General features: G+C 71.9%; 19 protein-coding genes. 18 read left to right on the top strand and 1 reads right to left on the bottom strand.

Annotated features, from left to right (window positions below; translation table 11 throughout):
- The 8 genes from C1I93_RS15820 to pheT form a co-directional block, all read left to right on the top strand.
- On the top strand, positions 1–724 hold a 724-nt coding region (locus tag C1I93_RS15820; RefSeq protein WP_111244056.1), incomplete at its 5' end, for a DMT family transporter.
- Entirely contained in the window at positions 721–1,236 is a 516-nt protein-coding gene (locus C1I93_RS15815) for a PH domain-containing protein (protein WP_223256208.1), read from the top strand. The genes C1I93_RS15820 and C1I93_RS15815, both read left to right, overlap by 4 nt.
- A 373-nt stretch (positions 1,237–1,609) precedes the next feature.
- Positions 1,610–2,260, top strand: a complete 651-nt coding sequence (gene infC, locus C1I93_RS15810; RefSeq protein WP_111244050.1) for a translation initiation factor IF-3 — start codon at positions 1,610–1,612, stop codon at positions 2,258–2,260.
- Between the two features lie 20 nt (positions 2,261–2,280).
- Positions 2,281–2,475 carry a 50S ribosomal protein L35 gene (rpmI, locus tag C1I93_RS15805; protein WP_111244049.1) on the top strand — a complete coding sequence of 65 codons (195 nt, stop codon included), beginning with the start codon at positions 2,281–2,283 and terminating at the stop codon, positions 2,473–2,475.
- A gap of 32 nt (positions 2,476–2,507) precedes the next feature.
- Positions 2,508–2,900 carry a 50S ribosomal protein L20 gene (gene rplT, locus C1I93_RS15800; RefSeq protein WP_111244048.1) on the top strand — a complete coding sequence of 131 codons (393 nt, stop codon included), beginning with the start codon at positions 2,508–2,510 and terminating at the stop codon, positions 2,898–2,900.
- Between the two features lie 71 nt (positions 2,901–2,971).
- On the top strand, positions 2,972–3,769 hold the full coding sequence (locus tag C1I93_RS15795) for a TrmH family RNA methyltransferase (RefSeq protein WP_111244054.1): 798 nt from the start codon (positions 2,972–2,974) through the stop codon (positions 3,767–3,769).
- 210 nt (positions 3,770–3,979) lie between these two features.
- A complete protein-coding gene (gene pheS / locus C1I93_RS15790; protein WP_111244047.1) occupies positions 3,980–5,047 on the top strand; it encodes a phenylalanine--tRNA ligase subunit alpha in 1,068 nt (355 codons plus the stop codon).
- 38 nt (positions 5,048–5,085) lie between these two features.
- Complete coding sequence (pheT, locus tag C1I93_RS15785) at positions 5,086–7,662, top strand: phenylalanine--tRNA ligase subunit beta (RefSeq protein ID WP_111244046.1); 2,577 nt, start codon at positions 5,086–5,088, stop codon at positions 7,660–7,662.
- A 52-nt stretch (positions 7,663–7,714) separates the two neighbouring features.
- Here pheT and C1I93_RS15780 read toward each other — a convergent pair whose 3' ends face one another.
- Complete coding sequence (locus C1I93_RS15780) at positions 7,715–8,344, bottom strand: Crp/Fnr family transcriptional regulator (RefSeq protein ID WP_223256209.1); 630 nt, start codon at positions 8,342–8,344, stop codon at positions 7,715–7,717.
- A 331-nt stretch (positions 8,345–8,675) separates the two neighbouring features.
- Here C1I93_RS15780 and C1I93_RS15775 point away from each other — a divergent pair, with 331 nt between their 5' ends.
- The 10 genes from C1I93_RS15775 to argH form a co-directional block, all read left to right on the top strand.
- Positions 8,676–9,602: a hypothetical protein gene (locus C1I93_RS15775; RefSeq protein WP_249412320.1), complete on the top strand. Its 927-nt coding sequence runs from the start codon at positions 8,676–8,678 to the stop codon at positions 9,600–9,602.
- Positions 9,599–11,950, top strand: coding sequence for a hypothetical protein (locus C1I93_RS15770; RefSeq protein ID WP_111244044.1), 2,352 nt, complete (start codon positions 9,599–9,601; stop codon positions 11,948–11,950). The genes C1I93_RS15775 and C1I93_RS15770 overlap by 4 nt, the downstream gene beginning before the upstream one ends.
- A complete protein-coding gene (locus C1I93_RS15765) occupies positions 11,950–12,768 on the top strand; it encodes a hypothetical protein (protein ID WP_223256210.1) in 819 nt (272 codons plus the stop codon). Before C1I93_RS15770 ends, C1I93_RS15765 begins: the two co-directional genes overlap by 1 nt.
- Positions 12,769–12,922: 154 nt before the next feature.
- Complete coding sequence (argC, locus tag C1I93_RS15760) at positions 12,923–13,981, top strand: N-acetyl-gamma-glutamyl-phosphate reductase (protein ID WP_111244043.1); 1,059 nt, start codon at positions 12,923–12,925, stop codon at positions 13,979–13,981.
- The gene (gene argJ, locus C1I93_RS15755) at positions 13,978–15,144 is read left to right on the top strand and encodes a bifunctional glutamate N-acetyltransferase/amino-acid acetyltransferase ArgJ (RefSeq protein ID WP_111244042.1); all 1,167 of its coding nucleotides are present in this window, start codon (positions 13,978–13,980) and stop codon (positions 15,142–15,144) included. Before argC ends, argJ begins: the two co-directional genes overlap by 4 nt.
- Positions 15,141–16,046, top strand: coding sequence for an acetylglutamate kinase (argB, locus tag C1I93_RS15750; protein WP_111244041.1), 906 nt, complete (start codon positions 15,141–15,143; stop codon positions 16,044–16,046). The genes argJ and argB overlap by 4 nt, the downstream gene beginning before the upstream one ends.
- On the top strand, positions 16,043–17,275 hold the full coding sequence (locus C1I93_RS15745) for an acetylornithine transaminase (RefSeq protein WP_111244040.1): 1,233 nt from the start codon (positions 16,043–16,045) through the stop codon (positions 17,273–17,275). Before argB ends, C1I93_RS15745 begins: the two co-directional genes overlap by 4 nt.
- A complete protein-coding gene (argF, locus tag C1I93_RS15740) occupies positions 17,272–18,198 on the top strand; it encodes an ornithine carbamoyltransferase (RefSeq protein ID WP_111244039.1) in 927 nt (308 codons plus the stop codon). Before C1I93_RS15745 ends, argF begins: the two co-directional genes overlap by 4 nt.
- A gap of 34 nt (positions 18,199–18,232) precedes the next feature.
- Positions 18,233–18,748 carry an arginine repressor gene (locus C1I93_RS15735; protein WP_111244038.1) on the top strand — a complete coding sequence of 172 codons (516 nt, stop codon included), beginning with the start codon at positions 18,233–18,235 and terminating at the stop codon, positions 18,746–18,748.
- A 61-nt stretch (positions 18,749–18,809) separates the two neighbouring features.
- A partial coding sequence (gene argH / locus C1I93_RS15730) for an argininosuccinate lyase (protein WP_111244051.1) occupies positions 18,810–20,192 on the top strand: 1,383 nt, incomplete at its 3' end.

The following is a 20,192-nucleotide window of genomic DNA, read 5'->3' as shown; positions in this document are numbered from 1 at the left end:
GGCCATCGTGCTGCTCGCCGCGTACGCGGTGCCGGTGGTCGGGGTCGCGGTGTTCACCATCGCCCAGGTCGCCGGCAACGGCATCGGTGGGTTGGCGTCGGACCGGGTCGGTCTCGCCCCGGTGGGTCGGCTGCCGCTCAGCGGGCCCCGGGTGGCCGGCGCACTGCTCGGGGTGGCCGCGGTGACCCTGGCCCAGATCGGCCGGCCCGTCGGTGACCTGGCCGTCGGGTTGCTCCTGCTGGTGGTGGCCGCCGGGGTCGGGGTCGCGGTGCAGACCGCACTCAACGGCCGGGTCTCCGCCGCCGGTTCGGCCGCCGCCGGGGTCGCGGTCAACTTCGTCGTCAGTACGCCCGCGGTGCTGCTCGTCGCGGCGCTGGCCGGCGCCTTCACCGGCCCGGCGATCCGCTGGCCTGGCGAATGGCACCTGTACCTCGGTGGGCTGCTCGGTGTCGGCGTCGTGGCCAGCCTGGTGCTGGGGGTACGCGCGGCCGGTGTGCTGCGTACCGGTCTCGCTCTCGTCGGTGGGCAGCTCACCGGCGCCCTGCTGCTGGACGTGCTGCTGCCGGGCGGGCCCGGCGCCCGGCTGCCGGTGCTGGCCGGCGCGCTGCTCACCGTGCTGGCGGTGCTGGTGGCCGGCCGCCGGCCGGGAGTGGTCCCGCCTGCCGGTGCTGTCCGTGTGGCATCGGAGCAGGCTCCGGCCCGGGATGAGAGACTGGGGCCATGAGCGAGCGGCAGGAGGCAGTGCGGCCCGACGGCGGTCCGGTGGACGGCACGGGTGTGATCCGGCTGCGTCCGCGCCGCATCCGGTTGGTCTGCTGGACGTCGGCGGTCGTGGTGGTGGTCCTGTTCGCCGCGATAGCCACCACCCTCACCGGTCCCACCGGCAACGGCTACGGCACCTTCCAGCGCGGTGACCAGTTCGCCATGATCGGGCTCGGCGTGCTCTTCGCCCTCGGTGCTCTGCTCTTCACCCGTCCCCGGGTCGAGGCGGACGCCCGGGGCGTGCGGGTGCGCAACATCATCGGCTCCTACGAGCTGCCCTGGGAGGTCGTCCGGGGGGTCCGGTTCGACCGGGGCGCCCCGTGGGCCGCCCTGGAGCTGTACGACGACGACCTGCTGCCGATGGTCGCGCTCCAGGCAGCCGACAAGCAGCTCGCCGTCGACGGGGTCCGGGCGCTGCGCCGGCTGCACCAGGAACACCTCGCCACCCTCGCCGAGCGCGCCTCGCGCCGCTGATCCACACCCCCGGCACCGAGCGGCCGCCGCCGGGTGGCTGCCTGTCGGGCAGGACCGGGCCGGGCCCGGTTTGGGCGGCGGTTACCGAGGGTGTAGTGTTGTCGAGTCGACCAGGCTGTCCGCATGCGCAGACGGCCATGAAAGTGGAGCGCCTGCTCCCACCCGAGTCGCCCCTGTGGTGTCCGGGTCCGGTCCCCGGTTCCGGGCACGTCCCGGTGCCGGATGCGCGATCCTGTGATCGTGCCGACCGGTCGAGCAGGCCCTGGCATCCGCCGGGGCCTTCTGCTTTCCGGGCCGGCTCCCGCCGGGAGCCACCGGGTCGGCCACGCATGAAGAACCGACTCGAGGAGGCCCCATCAGCGTCGAACCACGCGTGAACGAGCAGATCCGGGCACGTGAGGTCCGACTGGTCGGCCCCGAGGGTGAGCAGGTGGGCATCGTCCCGCTGGAGCGCGCCCTTCAGCTGGCCGCGGACGTCGATCTGGACCTGGTCGAGGTTGCGCCGATGGCGCGCCCGCCGGTGTGCAAGCTCATGGACTTCGGCAAGTTCAAGTACGAGAGCGCACTGAAGGCGCGCGAAGCGCGGCGTAACCAGCAGCAGACCGTCATCAAGGAGATGAAACTCCGGCCGAAGATCGATCCGCACGACTACGAGACCAAGAAGGGTCACGTGGTGCGGTTCCTCAAGGCCGGGGACAAGGTCAAGGTGACGATCATGTTCCGCGGTCGCGAGCAGAGCCGACCGGAGCTGGGTTACCGGCTCCTGCGCCGGCTCGAGTCGGAGATCACGGAACTGGGATACGTCGAGTCCGCTCCGAAGCAGGACGGCCGAAACATGATCATGGTTCTCGCTCCGCATCGGGCCGTGAAAGCCTCCGCGGTCGCCGCCACGGCGTCCCGAGGTGGACCCCGGGAGCGGACCGCGGAGGAGCCCGCCGCCGCGGCGGCCGCCGAGTCCGGGGCGGCCAGTGAGAGCGCAGCAGCCGGCGAGTCCGGCACGACCGCTGACACCAGCGGCCAGTAACAGGGGAGAAGACGTTCCACATGCCGAAGATGAAGAGCCACACGGGCACGGGCAAGCGGGTCCGGGTCACCGGCAAGGGCAAGATCGTGAAGCAGCAGGCCGGTATGCGCCACAACCTGGAGAAGAAGACCTCCACCCGTACCCGTCGGCTGACGGGCCTGGTCGAGGTCGCCAAGTCCGACGTCAAGCGCATCAAGAAGCTGCTCGGCCGCTGACGCGCGCCACCTGAGTCCAAGAAGGAGTTGAGATGGCACGCGTCAAGCGGGCTGTGAACGCCCAGAAGAAGCGCCGTACCCTGCTGGAGACCGCCAGCGGCTACCGCGGTCAGCGCTCCCGGCTGTACCGCAAGGCCAAGGAGCAGGTGCTGCACTCGATGCAGTACGCCTACCGGGACCGTCGTGACCGCAAGGGTGACTTCCGGCAGCTGTGGATCCAGCGGATCAACGCGGGTGCCCGCGCCAACGGCATGACCTACAACCGGCTGATCCAGGGCCTGCGCCTGGCCGGCATCGAGGTCGACCGCAAGATCCTGGCCGACCTGGCCGTCAACGACGCCGCCGCGTTCGCGGCGATCGTCGAGCTGGCCCGGGCCGCGGTGCAGGCCGAGGGCACCGGCGGCGCGGCGGCCCAGGCCGCCTGATCCCCACCGGACGCGGCGAGGCGTCCCTCGTACGACGAGGGTCGCCTCGCGGCGTGTCCGGGGACGACACCATGCCTTTCACGCCGCGTACCCCCCGGGTGGTCGCCGCCCGCCGGCTCCAGCGCCGGCGCGAACGCGACGCCACCGGCCGGTTCCTGGTCGAGGGACCGCAGGCGGTCCGCGAGGCGCTGACCCGCCCGCGTACCGTGGTCGAGCTCTTCGGCACCCCCGACGCCCTCGACCGGTACGCCGACCTGGCAGCGACCGCCGCCGCTGCCGACGTGCCCGTCTCCGAGGTGACCGACGAGGCGCTCGCCGCGCTCGCCGAGACCGTCGCCCCGCAGGGGTTGGTCGCCGTCTGCGACCACCTCGACGTGCCGCTGGCCGCCGCGTTGGGGCGCGCCCCACGACTGGTCGCCGTGCTCGCCGGGATCCGTGACCCGGGCAACGCCGGCACGGTGCTGCGTACCGCCGACGCGGCCGGCGCCGCCGCGGTGATCTTCGCCGGGGACACGGTCGACCCGTACAACGGCAAGTGTGTGCGGTCGTCGGCCGGCAGCCTGTTCCACGTCGACGTGGTCCGCGAGCGCGACCCCGCAGCCGTGCTCACCGCCGCGCGCGCGGCGGGCCTGACCGTGCTCGCCGCCACCGGCTACGGCGCGGCGGACCTCGACGAACTGGCCGACACCGGCCGGCTCGCCACGCCCACCGCCTGGCTGTTCGGCTCCGAGGCGCACGGGCTTCCCGACGAGTTGGTCGAGGCCGCCGACGCCGGGGTCCGGGTGCCGCTGCACGGGCGGGCCGAGAGCCTCAACCTGGCTGCGGCCGCAGCCGTCTGCCTGTACGCTTCAGCCAGAGCGCAGCGCTGACCCGAGGTCGGCGCAGAGCACGAGGAGAAAAGCCCCCATGGTGAACGCAGCATGGCGTTCGTTTAGCCAGCCCGCCGGTGTCGGCGGGCGGCGGGCCTGACCTGCTCTCCGCGTAACTCCCACCGGCGGGCTGCGGCACAGCCGCGCGTCCGTAGACTCGCCTAGCCGCCCGTGAGGGCCGGCGCCGCCGTGAGGGAGTGCCCGTACGCCATGAGCTACCGCAACGATCCGTACGACCCGAAGCAGGTCGCCCTGCTCGACCCGGCCGCCCTGGCCGAGGCCGTGACCGAGGCCGAGAAGGCGTTCGTCGCCGCCGGTGACCCCGACGCGTTGAGCGCGGTACGTCCGGCGCACCTCGGCGACCGCGCCCCGGTCTCGCTGGCCCGCCGGGAGATCGGCGCGCTGCCACCGGCGGCCAAGGCCGACGCCGGCAAGCGGGTCAACGAGGCCCGCCGTGCCATCGAGCAGGCGTACGCCGCCCGCGCCGAGGTGCTGGAGCGCGAGCAGGCCGAGCGGGTGCTGATCGAGGAGCGCGTCGACGTGACGCTGCCGCACGACCGGCGGCCGCGCGGCTCCCGGCACCCGATCACGGTGCTGATGGAGCAGATCAGTGACCTGTTCATCGGGATGGGTTACGAGGTGGCCGAGGGGCCCGAGGTCGAGCTGGAGTGGACCAACTTCGACGCGTTGAACATCCCGCCGGACCACCCCGCGCGCGGGCTGATGGACACCTTCCACATCGCACCCTCCGACTCGGGGCTGGTGCTGCGTACCCACACCTCGCCGGTGCAGGCGCGGACCATGCTGACCCGCAAGCCGCCGATCTACGTGATCGTGCCGGGGCGGGTCTACCGCACCGACGAGCTGGACGCCACCCACGCGCCGGTCTTCCACCAGGTCGAGGGCCTGGTGGTGGACAAGGGCATCACCATGGCGCATCTGCGGGGCACGCTCGACCACTTCGCGCGGGCGATGTTCGGCGAGGGGGCGCGGACCCGCTTCCGGCCGCACTACTTCCCGTTCACCGAGCCGTCGGCCGAGTTCGACGTCTGGTTCCCGGAGCATCGGGACGGCCCACGCTGGGTGGAGTGGGGTGGCTGCGGCATGGTGAACCCGCGGGTGCTGCGGGCCTGCGGCATCGATCCGGAGGTCTACTCCGGCTTCGCCTTCGGCATGGGCATCGACCGGACGGTGATGTTCCGGCACGGGGTCAGCGACATGCGGGACATGGCCGAGGGCGACGTGCGGTTCACCCGCGCGTTCGGGGTCGGGCTGTAGGCGACGGGTACGAGTCACGGAGACGGTGGATACAAGTCATGCGAGTTTCTGTCAGTTGGCTGCGGGAGTACGTCGACCTGCCCGACCTGTCCGTCGACGAGCTGGAGCGGGCCCTGGTCGGCATCGGCATCGAGGTCGAGTCCATCGTGGACCTGGCCGGCACGGTCACCGGGCAACTGGTGGTCGGTGAGGTCCTGGAGATCGAGGAGCTGACCGGCTTCAAGAAGCCGATCCGGTTCTGCCGGGTGAACGTGGGCGCCGCAAACGGCACCGGCGAGCCGCAGGAGATCGTCTGCGGGGCGCGCAACTTCGCCCCCGGTGACCGGGTCGTGGTGATCCTGCCCGGCGGGGTGCTGCCCGGCGGCTTCGCCATCGGCGCGCGCAAGACGTACGGGCGCAACTCCCACGGCATGATCTGCTCGGTCAAGGAACTGGGCCTGGGTGACGACCACTCCGGCATCCTGGTGCTGCCCGAGCACGTGGTGGCCGAGCCCGGCGACGACGCGCGTCCGGTGGTCGGGCTCACCGACATCATCGTCGAGGTGGAGATCACCCCGGACCGGGGCTACCAGATGTCGCTGCGCGGACTGGCCCGCGAACTGGCGCACGCCCTGCGCATCGACTACTCCGACCGGGGCCGGATGCCGGCCACGCCCGGCACCGCCGAACCGGCGTACCCGGTCGAGGTGCGCGACCCGGTCGGCTGTGATCGGTTCGCCGCCCGGATGGTGCGCGGCGTCGACCCGGCGGCGCAGACCCCCGACTGGATGCGGCAGCGGCTCACCGTCGCCGGCATCCGCAGCATCTCGCTGCCTGTCGACATCACCAACTACGTGATGCTCGAACTCGGCCAGCCGATGCACGCCTTCGACGCCGACCGGATCGCCGGCCCGCTGGTGGTGCGGCGGGCGGTGGCGGGGGAGAAGCTGACCACGCTCGACGGGGTGACCCGCGCGCTGGTGCCCGAGGACATGGTCATCTGCGACGCCGGGCTGCCGAACCCGCTCGGCGCCGAGGGCGACGGCGTGCCGATCTCGCTCGCCGCGGTGATGGGCGGCGAGACCAGCGAGGTCCTGCCGGGCACCGTCAACGTGCTCTTCGAGGCCGCGCACTGGGACCCGGCGATGGTCGGGCGCACCGCCCGCCGGCACAAGCTGTTCAGTGAGGCGGCGAAGCGGTGGGAGCGGGGCGTGGACCCGGCCCTGCCGCTGCTCGCCCTCGATCGGGCGGTCGGGCTGCTCACCACGTACGCGGGCGGCGTCGCCGGTGACGAGGTGCTGGACATCGACCACGTCGTGCCGCGTACCCCGGTCACGCTGCCGGCCGACCTGCCCAGCCGGCGGATCGGGGTGGAGTATTCGCCGGCCCGGGTGGTCGCCCTGCTGGAGCAGGTCGGCTGCACCGTGACCCGGGGCACCGACCGGCTGGCCGAGGATCCGGGCGAGGTGGCCGTCGCCGCCGGTGGCGGCGAGACGCTCAGCGTCACCCCGCCGACCTGGCGGCCCGACCTGACCGACCCGGCCGACCTGGTCGAGGAGGTGGTCCGCCTCGACGGGTACGACAAGGTGCCGTCGCTGCTGCCGACCGCGCCCCCCGGCCGGGGACTGACCTGGCAGCAGCGGCGCAACCGGGCGGTGTCCCGGTCGCTGGCCGAGCGGGGCTACGTCGAGGTGCTGGCGCACCCGTTCGTCGCCACCGACCTGGCCGACCAACTCGGCCTGCCCGCCGACGATCCGCGCCGGCAGGCGGTGCGGCTGGCCAACCCGCTGTCGGAGGAGGAGCCGCTGCTGCGCACCACGCTGCTCGGTCCGCTGCTCGGCATCGTCAAGCGCAACCTCGGTCGCGGCCACCGGGACCTGGCCCTCTACGAGATCGGCGCGGTCTTCCAGCCCCGTCCGGACGCCGGCCGTCCGCCGGCCATGGGCGTCGACAGGCGACCCACCGACGCCGAGTTCGCCGCCGCCGACGCGGTCGTCCCGCACCAGCCCCGGCACGTCGCCGTCGTGCTGACCGGCGACGCCGAGCCGGCCGGTTGGTGGGGTGCCGGCCGCCCGGCCGGATGGGCGGACGCCGTCGAGGCGGGCCGGGAGGTGCTCGCCGTCGCCGGGGTGCCGCAGGAGCGGATCGAGGTGCGGGCTACCGAGCACGCCCCCTGGCATCCCGGTCGCTGCGCCGAACTGCTCGTCGACGGGGCGGTGGTCGGCCACGCCGGCGAACTGCACCCGCAGGTGGTCGCGGCGCTGGAACTGCCCCGGCGGACCAGCGCCATGGAACTGGACCTGGACGCCCTGCCGGCCCCGTCGGTGACGCCCGCGCCCACGGTCTCCGGCTTCCCGCCGGCCCTGATCGACGTGGCGCTGGTGGTGGACGACGCGGTTCCCGCCGCCTCGGTCCAGCAGGCCCTCACCGAGGGCGCCGGTGACCTGCTCGAATCGGTGCGCCTGTTCGACGTGTACGCCTCGGAGCAGTTGGGTGCCGGACGCAAGTCGCTGGCGTACAAACTCGCCTTCCGCGCCCCCGACCGCACCCTGACCGTCGAGGAGGCCGTCGCCGCCCGCGACGCCGCCGTGTCCCGCGCCGCCGCCCGCTTCAACGCCACCCTCCGCGGCGGCTGAGGTGTAAGGAGGGGCCCCCTATTAACGTCTCGTGTATAGGAAGGGCCCCTTCTTAACACTCGTCGGGCTCGAGCTGTCCGAGGCTCCGCAGCCGCGGCAGATCTCGGACGGTCATCCGGCGGTAGTCGGTGTCGACAAGCCCGTCAGTTCGTAGCTCCCGAAGGATCTTCTGCACCGACGTCTCCGAGGCGCCACAGATGGATGCCAGTTCGGACTGGGTGAGTCGTACGTCGATGACGACCCCGTGGGGTGCCTGGCGGCCGTGTGTGCGGGACAGCTCCGCGATGACCCGAGCAACTCTGATCTTGACCGGATATGAGGAGAAGTCGATCCGCCGCCGGTTCGACCAGCGAAGCCGATCGGAGACCATCGCGGCGAGTTCGAGTGCGGCGTCCGGATTGCCGGTGAGGAAGGTGCGGAACCGTTCGGACGTGATCACGCTGTAGCGGGTGGGTCCGCACGCGGTGATGGTGGCCGATCGCGGCCGGTCGTTGAGGGCGGACATCTCGCCCACCAGATCACCGCCAACCCGCAGGGACAGCAGCGCGGTGCGACCGTCCGGCAGGGCAGCGGTCACCTTCGTCAGGCCCTCCTCGATCAACACCAGATGCGACTGTCGCTGTCCCTCGTGAATCAGGATCTGACCGGCCGGCACCTGACGGCGGACGCCGAGTGCCAACACGGCGCTCCGTACGGTCGGGTGGAGCCGTTGCAAAAAAGTGCCGTAGGGCCATTCCGAGTTCCGAGGTGTTTCGTGCCGCATCCGGGCTCCCGTTCCGCTCAGCCAACGACAGCGCTCGCAGCGTAGCCGCCCGACTGCGATACGCCACGAGCGGCGTAGCAAGGGCCAAGCGATCAGGTACGCAATCACGAGAGCCAGCGTCAGACGCAGATCCAGGCCCAGCGTCAGCAGCACGTCGATCGGCACATTCCACATGCGAGCAGTGCATCGGGAACAGCCGTGCCCAATGCCCGCGCGGTACGGGATGACGGGTTCTGGGCAGCCAACCCGGATGCCGTACTTCTACGGGGTCTCGGCTCCCGTTCGCCAGTTGGATGTTCGCTGGTGCCCGGCCATTGAGGACCGGGGTGAGGAGGGTGACGACATGCAGCATCCGGAGCGACGGTTGCTGGTCTGCGTGGACATGGAGCGCTACAGCCGGCGTGGCAACATCCAGCAGTACCAGGCACAGCAGGACTTCCACCGACTGTTGCGCGAGGCGGCCGATGAGGTCGGCATGGACCGCGTCGGCTGGACGACACAGCAGGCAGGCGACGGTGAACTGGCTGTCCTGCCCCGGGACGTCCCGGAAGCGAGGGTGATCGGCCGCTTCCTGCCGGAGCTGAACCGGCGACTGCGCCAGTACAACGCCAGTCGCCTCCCAGAGGCCCGCATCCGGCTGCGCGTGGCGGTGCACCAGGGCATGGTGCACCTCGACGGGGCCAACGGCTTCCCCGGACAGGCGGTCGTGATGGTCAGCCGACTCTGCGATGCGGCACCGGTACGTCGCGCGCTGGCGGCCTTCCCCGACACCGGGGTAGCGCTGGTGGTCTCCGCCGACATCTACCGGGACGTGGTGACCGAGTATCCGGAGGAGATCCGGCCGGATCGCTTCCGGAAGATCGAGGTGGTGCACGCGGACAAGGGGTTCCGGGAGCCGGCGTGGCTCTGCGTCCTGGACGAGGACGCCACCTTCTGGCGGGATGACTCCAGGTCGGAACCGGATGACTCCAGGTCGGAACCGGATGACTCGCCGCCGCAGGCGCCGACGGAGCCTGCCGGGCGCCGCCGTATAGACCCGGGCGGCGGCCCGACGGCCAACGGCGGCATTCGCACCGGGGATATCCGCGTAGACGGTCAGAACGCCATCGGACCGGGCGCGATGGCGATCGGTTCCATCGGTCGTGACGCCGTTCTTCGCCCGGACCCGGACCGATGAACACCACATATCCGGAGCCGGGACGGGCCGCCGGTGACTCCTCGACCGGCGCGGCGGCGGGCGAACCCCGGTTTGTGCGGCCCGGCAGCGGGGAGCATCCCGCCGCCGTCGATGGCACACCGGAGCCCGTTGACGAGCAACGTCAGGCGCCGTACCGCGATGGTGAGGCGACGCCGGAAGAAGAGGATGGCCCGGGCCCGCCTCGGTCGTCGACGGATGACGCGGACGAGGTGGACGACCGCGAGGACCCGCTGGACTCCGACGAGGTGCTGCGCCGGCTCGCCGGCTTGTTCGGCGGTGCCGGGATCGATGCCGGAGACATGTTCGTACGTGGGCAGAACGCCACCGGGCACGGTGCCCTGGCGATCGGCACGGTCAACGTCAGCGCGGCCAGCGAGTCGGTGGAGGGCCGGCGGGTCTGGTCGGAAACGCTGAGCGAGGCGACCGTGCTGGACCTGGTGCAGGGCTATGCGCCCGCCGGCAGCGACCAGCAGCTCGACCACAACCTGAAACAGCGCCATCTGGTGTGCCTGTCCGGCCCGGCGGGCAGCGGCCGGTTCACCGCAGCTGTGGTCGCCTCGGCACGCCGGCACGGTATCGGCGGGGTGAACGTTGTCGGCGTCGAGCAACTCACCGACCTGCTGCGTACCGAACTGGGTCAACGACGCGGATGCGGCTACGTGCTGCGACTCAGCGACGAGGATGTCGGCTCGCTGGACGGCTACACCCTGATGGGGCTGGCTGCGAGGGTGAGCGCCAACGGGATGACGCTGCTGCTGGTCGGCGATTTCTCCCGGCGGGTTCAGGATCTCGCCGGTCATATCGTCGAGCATCGACCGGCTCCGGCCGGGGAGGTGTTCCGGGCCCGCCTACGGCGTGAGTTGGCCGGACGCTGTGTAGGTTTCTGCGCCGATGGCTGTACCGCCGAATGTGTGGAGCAGTACGTCGACGGAGAGTGCGTCCGCCATCCCCTGCTCTCGGCATACCTGGCCGGGGAACCCCGGCCCCGCGAGGTGGTCTCTGTGGTGCAGGCCATCGCGCCTTCGGCGCTACGAGCCAGATCGCTTACCGATCGGCTCACTCAACTGTTGCCTCAGCAGTTGAGTGAGCGCGCCGCTCAGATTCTGGACCCGCCTGCTGACGTTGGTGCCCCGATGGGCTGGTCCGTCGCACAGGTCCGGGCGTTCCGACTGTCCTGTGTGGTGCTCGCCGGGCTCTCGACGGCCGAGATCCGACTCGCCGCCAACCGCCTCGTCCCAGGCTACGAAGGGGCGCAGCCGGAGCCGGTGCGGTTACGCGGCACCGCTCTCGACGACCTGCTCGGGCCGACGCTGCGCGCCGCCGTGATGCTTCCGACGGAGCGGTGGGCTACGGGTAACGTCCAGATCCAGTTTGCGCCGGGCACCGAGCAGCTGCGCTCCGCCGTGCTCGATGTGGCATGGACCGACTGGTGGCCACCGCGCGTGCTGCTCGGCTGGCTCGCGGATCTGATCCGCGCGGACCTGCCTGAGGTACGGCAGGCGGCGGCCGCCGCCGTCGGGTGGTCGGCCAGCCGTAACGTGCAGGCCGCTCTGGACACGGTGTGCGACCTGGCTCGGGAGCGGCGGGCGAGCGTCCGGCAGGCGGCCGCGATCGTGCTCGTCGCGATGGCGATGCAACCACGCCTCAGACAGCGGGTTCGCATCGAGCTGGACCGATGGGCTGCCGGCTCAGCGGCCCACCTGCGGGACACCGTCGCTCGTGCCCACGAACTCGGGCTGGCCCGGGTGTGGCCGGAAGCGGCCCTGGTGCAACTCCGTCTGGTCGCGTCCGGGCGGATGCAACGGTGGCACAACTCGGTGGTCCGGGGTTTGGTCGAGATCTATCAGGGTGGGCACCAGGCCGTCCTGCTGGCTTCCCTGGCGGAATGGACCGGGCTCTCTGATCGGACCGAGCACACCGATCTGACCGGGGCCGGCGAGCGGGAGGTGCGGCTGCACGCCGCACGGGCGCTGCGGATCCTCGCCGAGCGCTGGGCTCGGCCACCTCGAGAACACTGGCCTGAACTGCTGGACCTGGCCCGTCACGGTGTCGTGTCGCCGGATGATCTGGCGACGCTCTGGGCTACCGCGCTGAGCCTGCCCGAGACGGCGTACCGCAGTTGGCGGACGCTTGGCTTCTGGCTCAGCCGGGCGGACGGCCAGCCAGAGGTCGCGATCCATGTGCTGGCGCTGTTGCGGCTCGTGCTGACTGGACGCCCCCCACTTCGCCGCCGGCTCGATCACCAGTTGCGGCACGTCTGGCGTCCGGCCATGCCCGGGTGCCTGCTGCTCGATGACGTCGAGAACCTGATTGTTGAGGACGCCTGATGACCATCCACCCCTCCGGGACCTCTGACCAGCGGCACGGCGTGCCGCACCAGCCGCGACGCCAGTGGTGGCACTCGTTTTTCGGGACTGCTCCCGGTCCCACCCCACCGGCTCCGGCGGCACCTGCAAAGATCACCTTCCGGCAGGACGTGCCGTACCCGCTCCTGGTGCCGGCGAAGGGCGATGCGTTCGACTTCAACCTGCACGTCGTCTACCACTGGACGGCGACGAACATGAGCTTTGAGGAACTACGGCTGAGGGCTGACGCGATGCTGCCGTGGGCGGGCGGGATCGTCCGGGAACGGGCGATCGACCTGGCCCGCGAGCACGATCCGCACCGTGCCCACGACCTTGAACGGGCGCTGAACAACCTGTTGATGCACCAGCGTTGGCCGCAGGATCCGCACCTGCCGCAGTTCTCGGTGCGGCTGCGGGTCAGCCCGGACGAACGGGTACGGGAGCGGCTACGGCCGTACTGGGAACAGCGGATCAAGCTTGAGTGCGACCACGAACTGGAGAAGATCCGCACTCGCCAGGCGGACGATCTGACCCGGCGATGGGCGGGCGTGCTGCAGAGCCTCCAGGACGATCCGGTCACGGCACACGCCGCCCGATTGACGGGTGAGCAGTTCGCTGCGGTGTTCCATCACTACGTCGAGGAACGCCGCGAACTCGTCCCGAACCTGGTGAGTCTGCTGCGAGAGGCGGTCAAGGGGCACAACGACCTCGGGCTGGGCCCGTCCGAATACACCCAGGCATGGGATGTCGCGCTGCGGACGTACGAGCGGCAACAGGGGCTCACCGGACGAGCGGAGTGACAGGCGCCGTCGGCTCCTCCCCGGCCCGGGGGAGGAGCCGACGGCGCCCAGAAATCCACTATCACAAATGCCATTCTCATGCAGTCGGCTGCATGAACTTGCAGTAGCTCGCTGAGTGCTGTTAGCCTTACTGCATAGTCATGCGGAGGTAGGTATGGGAATTCAGGTCGCGGTCGCGGGGGCGAGTGGCTACGCCGGCGGCGAACTGCTGCGCCTGCTCGCCGGACATCCCGAGTTCGACCTGGTCACCGCCACCGCGCACAGTAAGGCGGGGCAGCGGCTCGATGCGGTCCACCCCCAGCTCACCGGGCTGGACATGACCTTCGTCGAGACCGTACCGGATGTGTTGGCCGACGCCGACCTGGTCTTCCTCGCTCTGCCACACGGCGAGTCGGCGGCACTGGCGGCGCAGTTGCCGGCCGGGGTCCGGATCGTCGACCTCGGTGCGGATCATCGGCTCACCGACAGCGACGCCTGGACCCGCTACTACGGTGGCCCGCACGCCGGTGCCTGGACCTACGGCCTGCCCGAGCTGCCCGGCCAGCGGGAGCGGATCGCGGCCTCGACCCGGGTCGCCAACACCGGCTGCTACGCCGCGACGATCACTCTCGCCCTGGCACCGCTGATCGCCGCCGGGGTGGCCCAGCCCGCCGACGTGGTGGTGGTAGCCGCCTCCGGCACCTCGGGCGCTGGCCGGGCCGCCAAGGCGCACCTGCTGGGCAGTGAGGTGATGGGCGACCTGTCGCCCTACAAGGTCGGTGCCCACCAGCACGTACCGGAGATCAAGCAGGCGACCGGGGCCACCGGGCTGTCGTTCACCCCGGTGCTGGCGCCGATGCCGCGCGGCATCCTGGCCACGGTGACCGCGCTACCCGCCGGAAACGCCGCCGACAGCACCGCCGGAAACGTCGCCGACAGCACTGCCGGGAACGCTGCCGACGCCGACCCGCGGGCGGTGCTGGCGCGGGCGTACGCGGACGCGCCCTTCGTGCACCTGCTGCCCGAGGGGCGCTGGCCGCACACCGCCGCCACCCTCGGCGGCAACTCCTGCCACCTGCAAGCCACGGTCGATGTCGACTCCGGCCGGCTGATCGTGGTCGCCGCCCTCGACAACCTGGGCAAGGGCGCCGCGGGGCAGGCGGTGCAGAACGCCAACCTGATGTTCGGCCTGCCCGAGACCACGGGCCTGTCGAGCTGGGGAGTCGCCCCATGAGCGTGACCACACCGAGGGGCTTCCGGGCGGCCGGAGTGGCCGCCGGGCTGAAGAGCGGCGACGCGCGCGACGTGGCGCTCGTCGTCAACGACGGTCCGGACGCCGCAGCCGCCGGGGTCTTCACCACCAACCGGGTCAAGGCCGCGCCGGTGCTCTGGAGCGAGCAGGTCGTCCGTGGCGGCGTGGTCCGGGCGGTGGTGCTCAACTCCGGTGGGGCGAACGCCTGCACCGGCCCGGCCGGTTTCCAGGACACCCACGCCACCGCCGAACACACCGCCGCCACGTTGACGGCATCGGGTCTGGAGATCGGCGCGGGGGAGGTGGCGATCTGCTCCACCGGTCTGATCGGTGAACGCCTGCCGATGGCGAAGCTGCTGTCGGGCGTGGACGCCGCCGGGCAGGCCCTCAGCCCCGAGGGCGGTGACGCCGCCGCCGAGGCGATCATGACGACGGACACCCGGCCGAAGACCACTGTGGTGACCGGCGACGGCTGGACCGTCGGCGGCATGGCCAAGGGCGCCGGCATGCTGGCCCCCGGCATGGCCACCATGCTCTGCGTACTCACCACCGACGCGGTGGCCGGTCGGGAGACACTCGACGTCGCGCTGCGGGCCGCCACCCGGGTCACCTTCGACCGGGTCGACTCCGACGGCTGCATGTCCACGAACGACACGGTGCTGCTGCTGGCCAGTGGCACCGCTGGCGTCGAGCCGAGCGCGGCGGAGCTGACCGCAGCGGTCACCGCCGCCTGCCACGACCTGGCCCAGCAGTTGCTCGCCGACGCCGAGGGGGCCACCAAGGAGGTCGCCATCGAGGTGGTGGGTGCCGCCGACGAGGACGACGCGGTCGAGGTGGGCCGGTCGGTGGCCCGCAACAACCTGGTGAAGACCGCGCTGTTCGGCAACGACCCGAACTGGGGGCGGATCCTCGCCGCCGTCGGCACCACCGCCGCCGCATTCGACCCGGCCGCCGTCGACGTGGCCGTCAACGGGATCTGGGTCTGCCGGTCCGGTGCCGCCGCCGAGGACCGTTCCAAGGTCGACCTCACCGGCCGCGGTGTGACCATCCGGATCGACCTGCATGCCGGCGTCGCCGCGGCGACGATCTGGACCAACGACCTGTCCCACGCGTACGTGCACGAGAACTCGGCGTACTCCACATGACGTTGAACAGCGATCTCACCCGCGCCCAGGCCAAGGCCGCCACGCTCATCGAGGCGCTGCCGTGGCTGGCCCGCCTCGCCGGCACCACAGTCGTGGTCAAGTACGGCGGCAACGCCATGGTCGACCCCGAGCTTCAGCGGGCCTTCGCCGCCGACATGGTGTTCCTGCGCTACGCCGGCCTCAAGCCGGTGGTGGTGCACGGCGGCGGTCCGCAGATCTCGGCGATGCTCGGTCGGCTCGGCATCGACAGCGAGTTCCGGGGCGGCCTGCGGGTCACCACACCGGAGGCGATGGATGTGGTCCGGATGGTGCTCGTCGGCCAGGTCGGCCGGGAACTCGTCGGCCTGATCAACGCGCACGGCCCGTTCGCGGTCGGCCTCTCCGGCGAGGATGCCGGGCTCTTCACGGCGGTGCGGCGGCCCGCGTACGTCGATGGGCAGCCGGTCGACGTCGGGCAGGTCGGCGACGTCGAGTCGGTGGACGTCTCGGCGGTGACCGACCTGATCGCGGCCGGCCGGATCCCGGTGATCTCCACGGTGGCGCCGGACGCGGACGGGGTGCTGCACAACCTCAACGCCGACACCGCCGCCGCCGCGCTCGCCGTCGCCCTGCAGGCCCGCAAGCTCGTCGTCCTCACCGACGTGCCGGGTCTCTACGCCAACTGGCCGGACACGTCGAGCCTGGTCAGCGAGATCACCATCGACGAGCTGGCGAAGCTGCTGCCGTCGCTGGAGTCGGGCATGGTGCCCAAGATGGAGGCCTGCCTGCGCGCGGTCAGCGGGGGAGTGCCCGCCGCGCACGTCGTCGACGGCCGCGTGGCCCACTCCACGCTGCTGGAAGTGTTCACCTCGGAAGGCTTCGGAACCATGGTGATCCCGTCGCGGAACGGAGAGCTGGCATGAGCGCGCTGACCCAGCGGTGGCGGCAGTCGATGATGGACAACTACGGCACGCCGCCACTCGCGCTGGTCTCCGGCTCCGGCGCCGTCGTGGTGGACGAGGCCGGTCGGGAGTACGTCGACCTGCTCGGCGGCATCGCCGTCAACGCGCTCGGCCACGCCCACCCGGCCGTGGTGGCTGCCGTGTCCAAGCAGGTCGCCACCCTCGGGCACGTGTCCAACCTGTTCATCGCCGAACCGCCGGTGGCCCTGGCCGAGCTGCTGCTGGCGCTGGCCGGGCGGCCGGGCCGGGTCTTCTTCGCCAACTCGGGTGCGGAGGCCAACGAGGCCGCGTTCAAGCTGTCCCGGCGTACCGGGCGCAGCCACGTGGTCGCCACCGTCGGCGGTTTCCACGGACGGACCATGGGCGCCCTCGCGCTCACCGGCCAGCCGACGAAGGCCGACCCGTTCCGGCCGTTGCCCGGCGAGGTCGACCACATCCCGTACGGCGACGTGGCCGCGCTGGAGGAGGCGGTCACCGACGCCACCGCAATGGTGATCCTGGAGCCGATCCAGGGCGAGAACGGCGTGGTCGTCCCGCCGCCCGGTTACCTGGCCGCCGCCCGCCGGATCACCGCCCGGCACGGTGCCCTGCTGGTGCTCGACGAGGTGCAGACCGGCATCGGCCGCACCGGGCACTGGTTCGCCCACCAGGCCGAGGGCGTCGAGCCGGACGTGGTGACCCTGGCCAAGGGGCTCGGCGGTGGGCTGCCCATCGGTGCCACCCTCACCTTCGGTCCGGCCGCCGACCTGCTGGCCCCCGGGTCGCACGGCAGCACCTTCGGCGGCAACCCGATCAGCTGTGCCGCCGCCCTGGCGGTGATCTCCACCATCGCGCACGAGGGGCTGCTCGACCACGTCAAGCGGATCGGTGAGCGGCTGCGCCGGGGCATCGAGGCGCTCGGCCATCCGCTTGTCGACGGCGTCCGGGGCGCCGGGCTGCTGCTCGGCGTGACGCTCACCGCGCCGGTGTCGGCGGCCGCTGCCGAGGCGCTGCGTACGGCCGGATTCCTGGTCAACCCGGTCCAGCCGGACGTGCTGCGGCTGGCGCCGCCGCTGATCCTCACCGCCGCCCAGGCCGATGCCTTCCTCGCCGCCCTGCCCGCCGCGCTCTCGGCCGCGAGTCCCGGTACGGATGCGGCAGCCGCGTCGCCCGCCACCACCCCGACTGACAGCACGGAGGCTTCCGCATGACCCGGCACTTCCTGCGTGACGACGATCTCTCGCCGCAGGAGCAGGCGACCGTGCTCGACCTGGCGGCCCGGATGAAGAGTGACCGGTTCGGTCACCGTCCGCTGGCCGGGCCCCGGTCGGTGGCGGTGCTCTTCGACAAGCAGAGCCTGCGGACCCGGATCTCGTTCGACGTCGGCATCGCCGAACTCGGCGGCCACCCCCTCGTGGTGGACACCCAGGTCACCCACTTCGGTCGGGGCGAGGCGCTGGGCGACGCCGGCCGGGTGCTGTCCCGCTACGTGGCCGCGATCGTGTTGCGTACCCACGGCGACGACCGGATCGCGGAGGTGGCCGCCGGGGCCACCGTGCCGGTGATCAACGCGTTGACCGACGGCTTCCACCCCTGCCAACTGCTGGCCGACCTGCTCACCGTGCGGGAGCGGTGCGGCGGCACGGCCGGCCGGAGCCTGGCGTACGTCGGTGACGCGGCGAACAACATGTCCCACTCGTACCTGCTGGCCGGCGCGACCGCCGGGATGCACGTCCGGGTCGCCGGCCCGGCCGGCTTCCAGCCCGCCGCCGACGTGGTGGCCCGGGCCGAGAAGATCGCGGCCGGCACCGGCGGGTCGGTGCGGGTGCTCACCGACCCGGTCGCCGCGGTACGCGACGCCGACGTGATCGCCACCGACACCTGGACCTCGATGGGGCAGGAGGCCGACGGGCTGGACCGGATCACCCCCTTCCTGCCCTACCAGGTGAACGAGGCGCTGCTCGGGCACGCCGCACCGGAGGCGATCGTGCTGCACTGCCTGCCCGCGCACCGGGGCGAGGAGATCACCGACGACATGCTCGACGGTCCGCGCAGCGCCGTTTTCGACCAGGCGGAGAATCGGTTGCACGCCCAGAAGGCGCTGCTGACGTTCCTGCTCGCGCAGACACCGTGAGCGGGCGCACCGCAGTCGCGAACGAGGAGGTTCGGTGACCGCACCGCTGACCCGTGCCGCCCGGCACGCCCGCATCGTCGAGCTGATCCGGGATCGGGAGATCCGCTCGCAGACCGAGTTGGCCGAGTTGCTCGGTGACGAGGGGGTGCAGGTCACCCAGGCCACCCTCTCCCGGGACCTGAAGGAACTCGGCGCGGTCACCGCCCGGGGCGGCGACGGGCGGGCCGTCTACGTCATCCCGGAGGACGGCCACCGTCCGCTGCGCGAGGCCGAGGCGGCACCGGCCCGCCTCGTGCGTCTGCTGCGCGAGTTGCTCAACGAGGTCGACTCCAGCGGCAACATCGCGGTGCTGCGTACGCCGCCGGGCGCGGCCCATTACCTGGCCAGCGCGTTGGACCGGGCGGGCCTGACGGAGGTCGTCGGCACCATCGCCGGCGACGACACCATCCTCGTCGTGGCCCGTGAGCCCGACGGCGGGGCGGCACTCGGCGAACGACTCGCCCGCTGGGCCCGCCGGGACGACAACACCGAAGGGGACAACACACCTTGACCGAGCAGTTGCAGTGCCTGCCGGCCGCCCGGTTGCCGGAGGTACGGTCTTGACCACCAGAATCGACGGGGTGGATGACAAGAGTCTGACCGAGAACAGCGCCCCCGCGAACCGGACCAGCCTGTGGGGTGGCCGGTTCGCCGGTGGCCCGTCGGAGGCGCTCGCCCGGCTGTCGGTGAGCGTCCAGTTCGACTGGCGACTGGCCCCGTACGACATCGCTGGTTCCCGGGCGCACGCCCGGGTGCTGGCCGGCGCCGGCCTGCTCGACCCGGACGAACTGGGCCGCATCCTCGCCGCCCTGGACGACCTGGAGGCCGCCTGCGCCTCGGGCGCGTTCCGCCCGACCGTCGACGACGAGGACGTGCACACCGCGCTGGAACGCGGCCTGCTGGAGCGGCTCGGCAGCCTCGGCGGCAAGCTGCGCGCCGGCCGGTCCCGCAACGACCAGGTCGCCACCGACCTGCGGCTCTATCTGCGTGATCACGCCCGGGGGGTGGCGTCGCGGCTGGTGGAGCTGGCCGAGGCGCTGGTGGAGCAGGCCGAGCGGCACGTGGACACCGCCGCGCCCGGCATGACGCACCTGCAGCACGCCCAGCCGGTCACCTTCGGCCACTGGCTGCTCGCCCACGTGCAGCCGTTGCTGCGGGACCTGGAGCGGCTGCGGGACTGGGACCATCGGGCCGCCGTCAGTCCGCTCGGCGCGGGCGCGCTGGCCGGGTCGGGGCTGCCGCTGGACCCGGTGGCGGTCTCCAAGGAGCTGGGTTTCCGCACCTCGTTCGCCAACTCGATGGACGCGGTCGCCGACCGGGACTTCGTCGCCGAGTTCCTCTTCATCACCGCGCTGGTCGGGGTGCACCTGTCCCGGCTCGGCGAGGAGGTGGTGCTCTGGACGTCGCAGGAGTTCGGCTGGGTGGAGCTGGACGACGCCTTCGCCACCGGGTCGTCGATCATGCCGCAGAAGAAGAACGCGGACATCGCCGAGCTGGCCCGGGGCAAGTCCGGCCGGCTGGTCGGCGGGCTGGTCGCGGTGCTGACCATGCTCAAGGGCCTGCCCATGACGTACGACCGGGACATGCAGGAGGACAAGGAGCCGGCCTTCGACGCGGTCGACACCCTGGAACTGCTGCTGCCGGCTCTGGCCGGGATGATCTCCACCATGACGGTACGCGTCGACCGGCTGGTCGCCGCCGCGCCGGTGGGCTTCTCGCTGGCCACCGAGGTGGCCGACTGGCTGGTCCGCAAGGGTGTGCCGTTCCGGGACGCGCACGAGATCACCGGCAAGCTGGTGGCGCTCTGCGCGGCCCGGGACTGCGCCCTGGACGAGGTCTCCGACGACGATCTCGTCACCGTCAGCGAACACCTCGACCCGTCCGTCCGCGACGTCCTCTCGGTCCGCTCGGCCCTCGCGGCCCGAACCACCCCCGGCGGTTCGGGCCGCGAGGGC

Origin of the sequence: Micromonospora endophytica, from assembly GCF_003236305.1 — a bacterium.
Lineage (GTDB): Bacteria > Actinomycetota > Actinomycetes > Mycobacteriales > Micromonosporaceae > Micromonospora > Micromonospora endophytica.
Note: the sequence above shows the minus strand (reverse complement) of the source record. Positions and strands in the feature narration are given on the sequence as shown.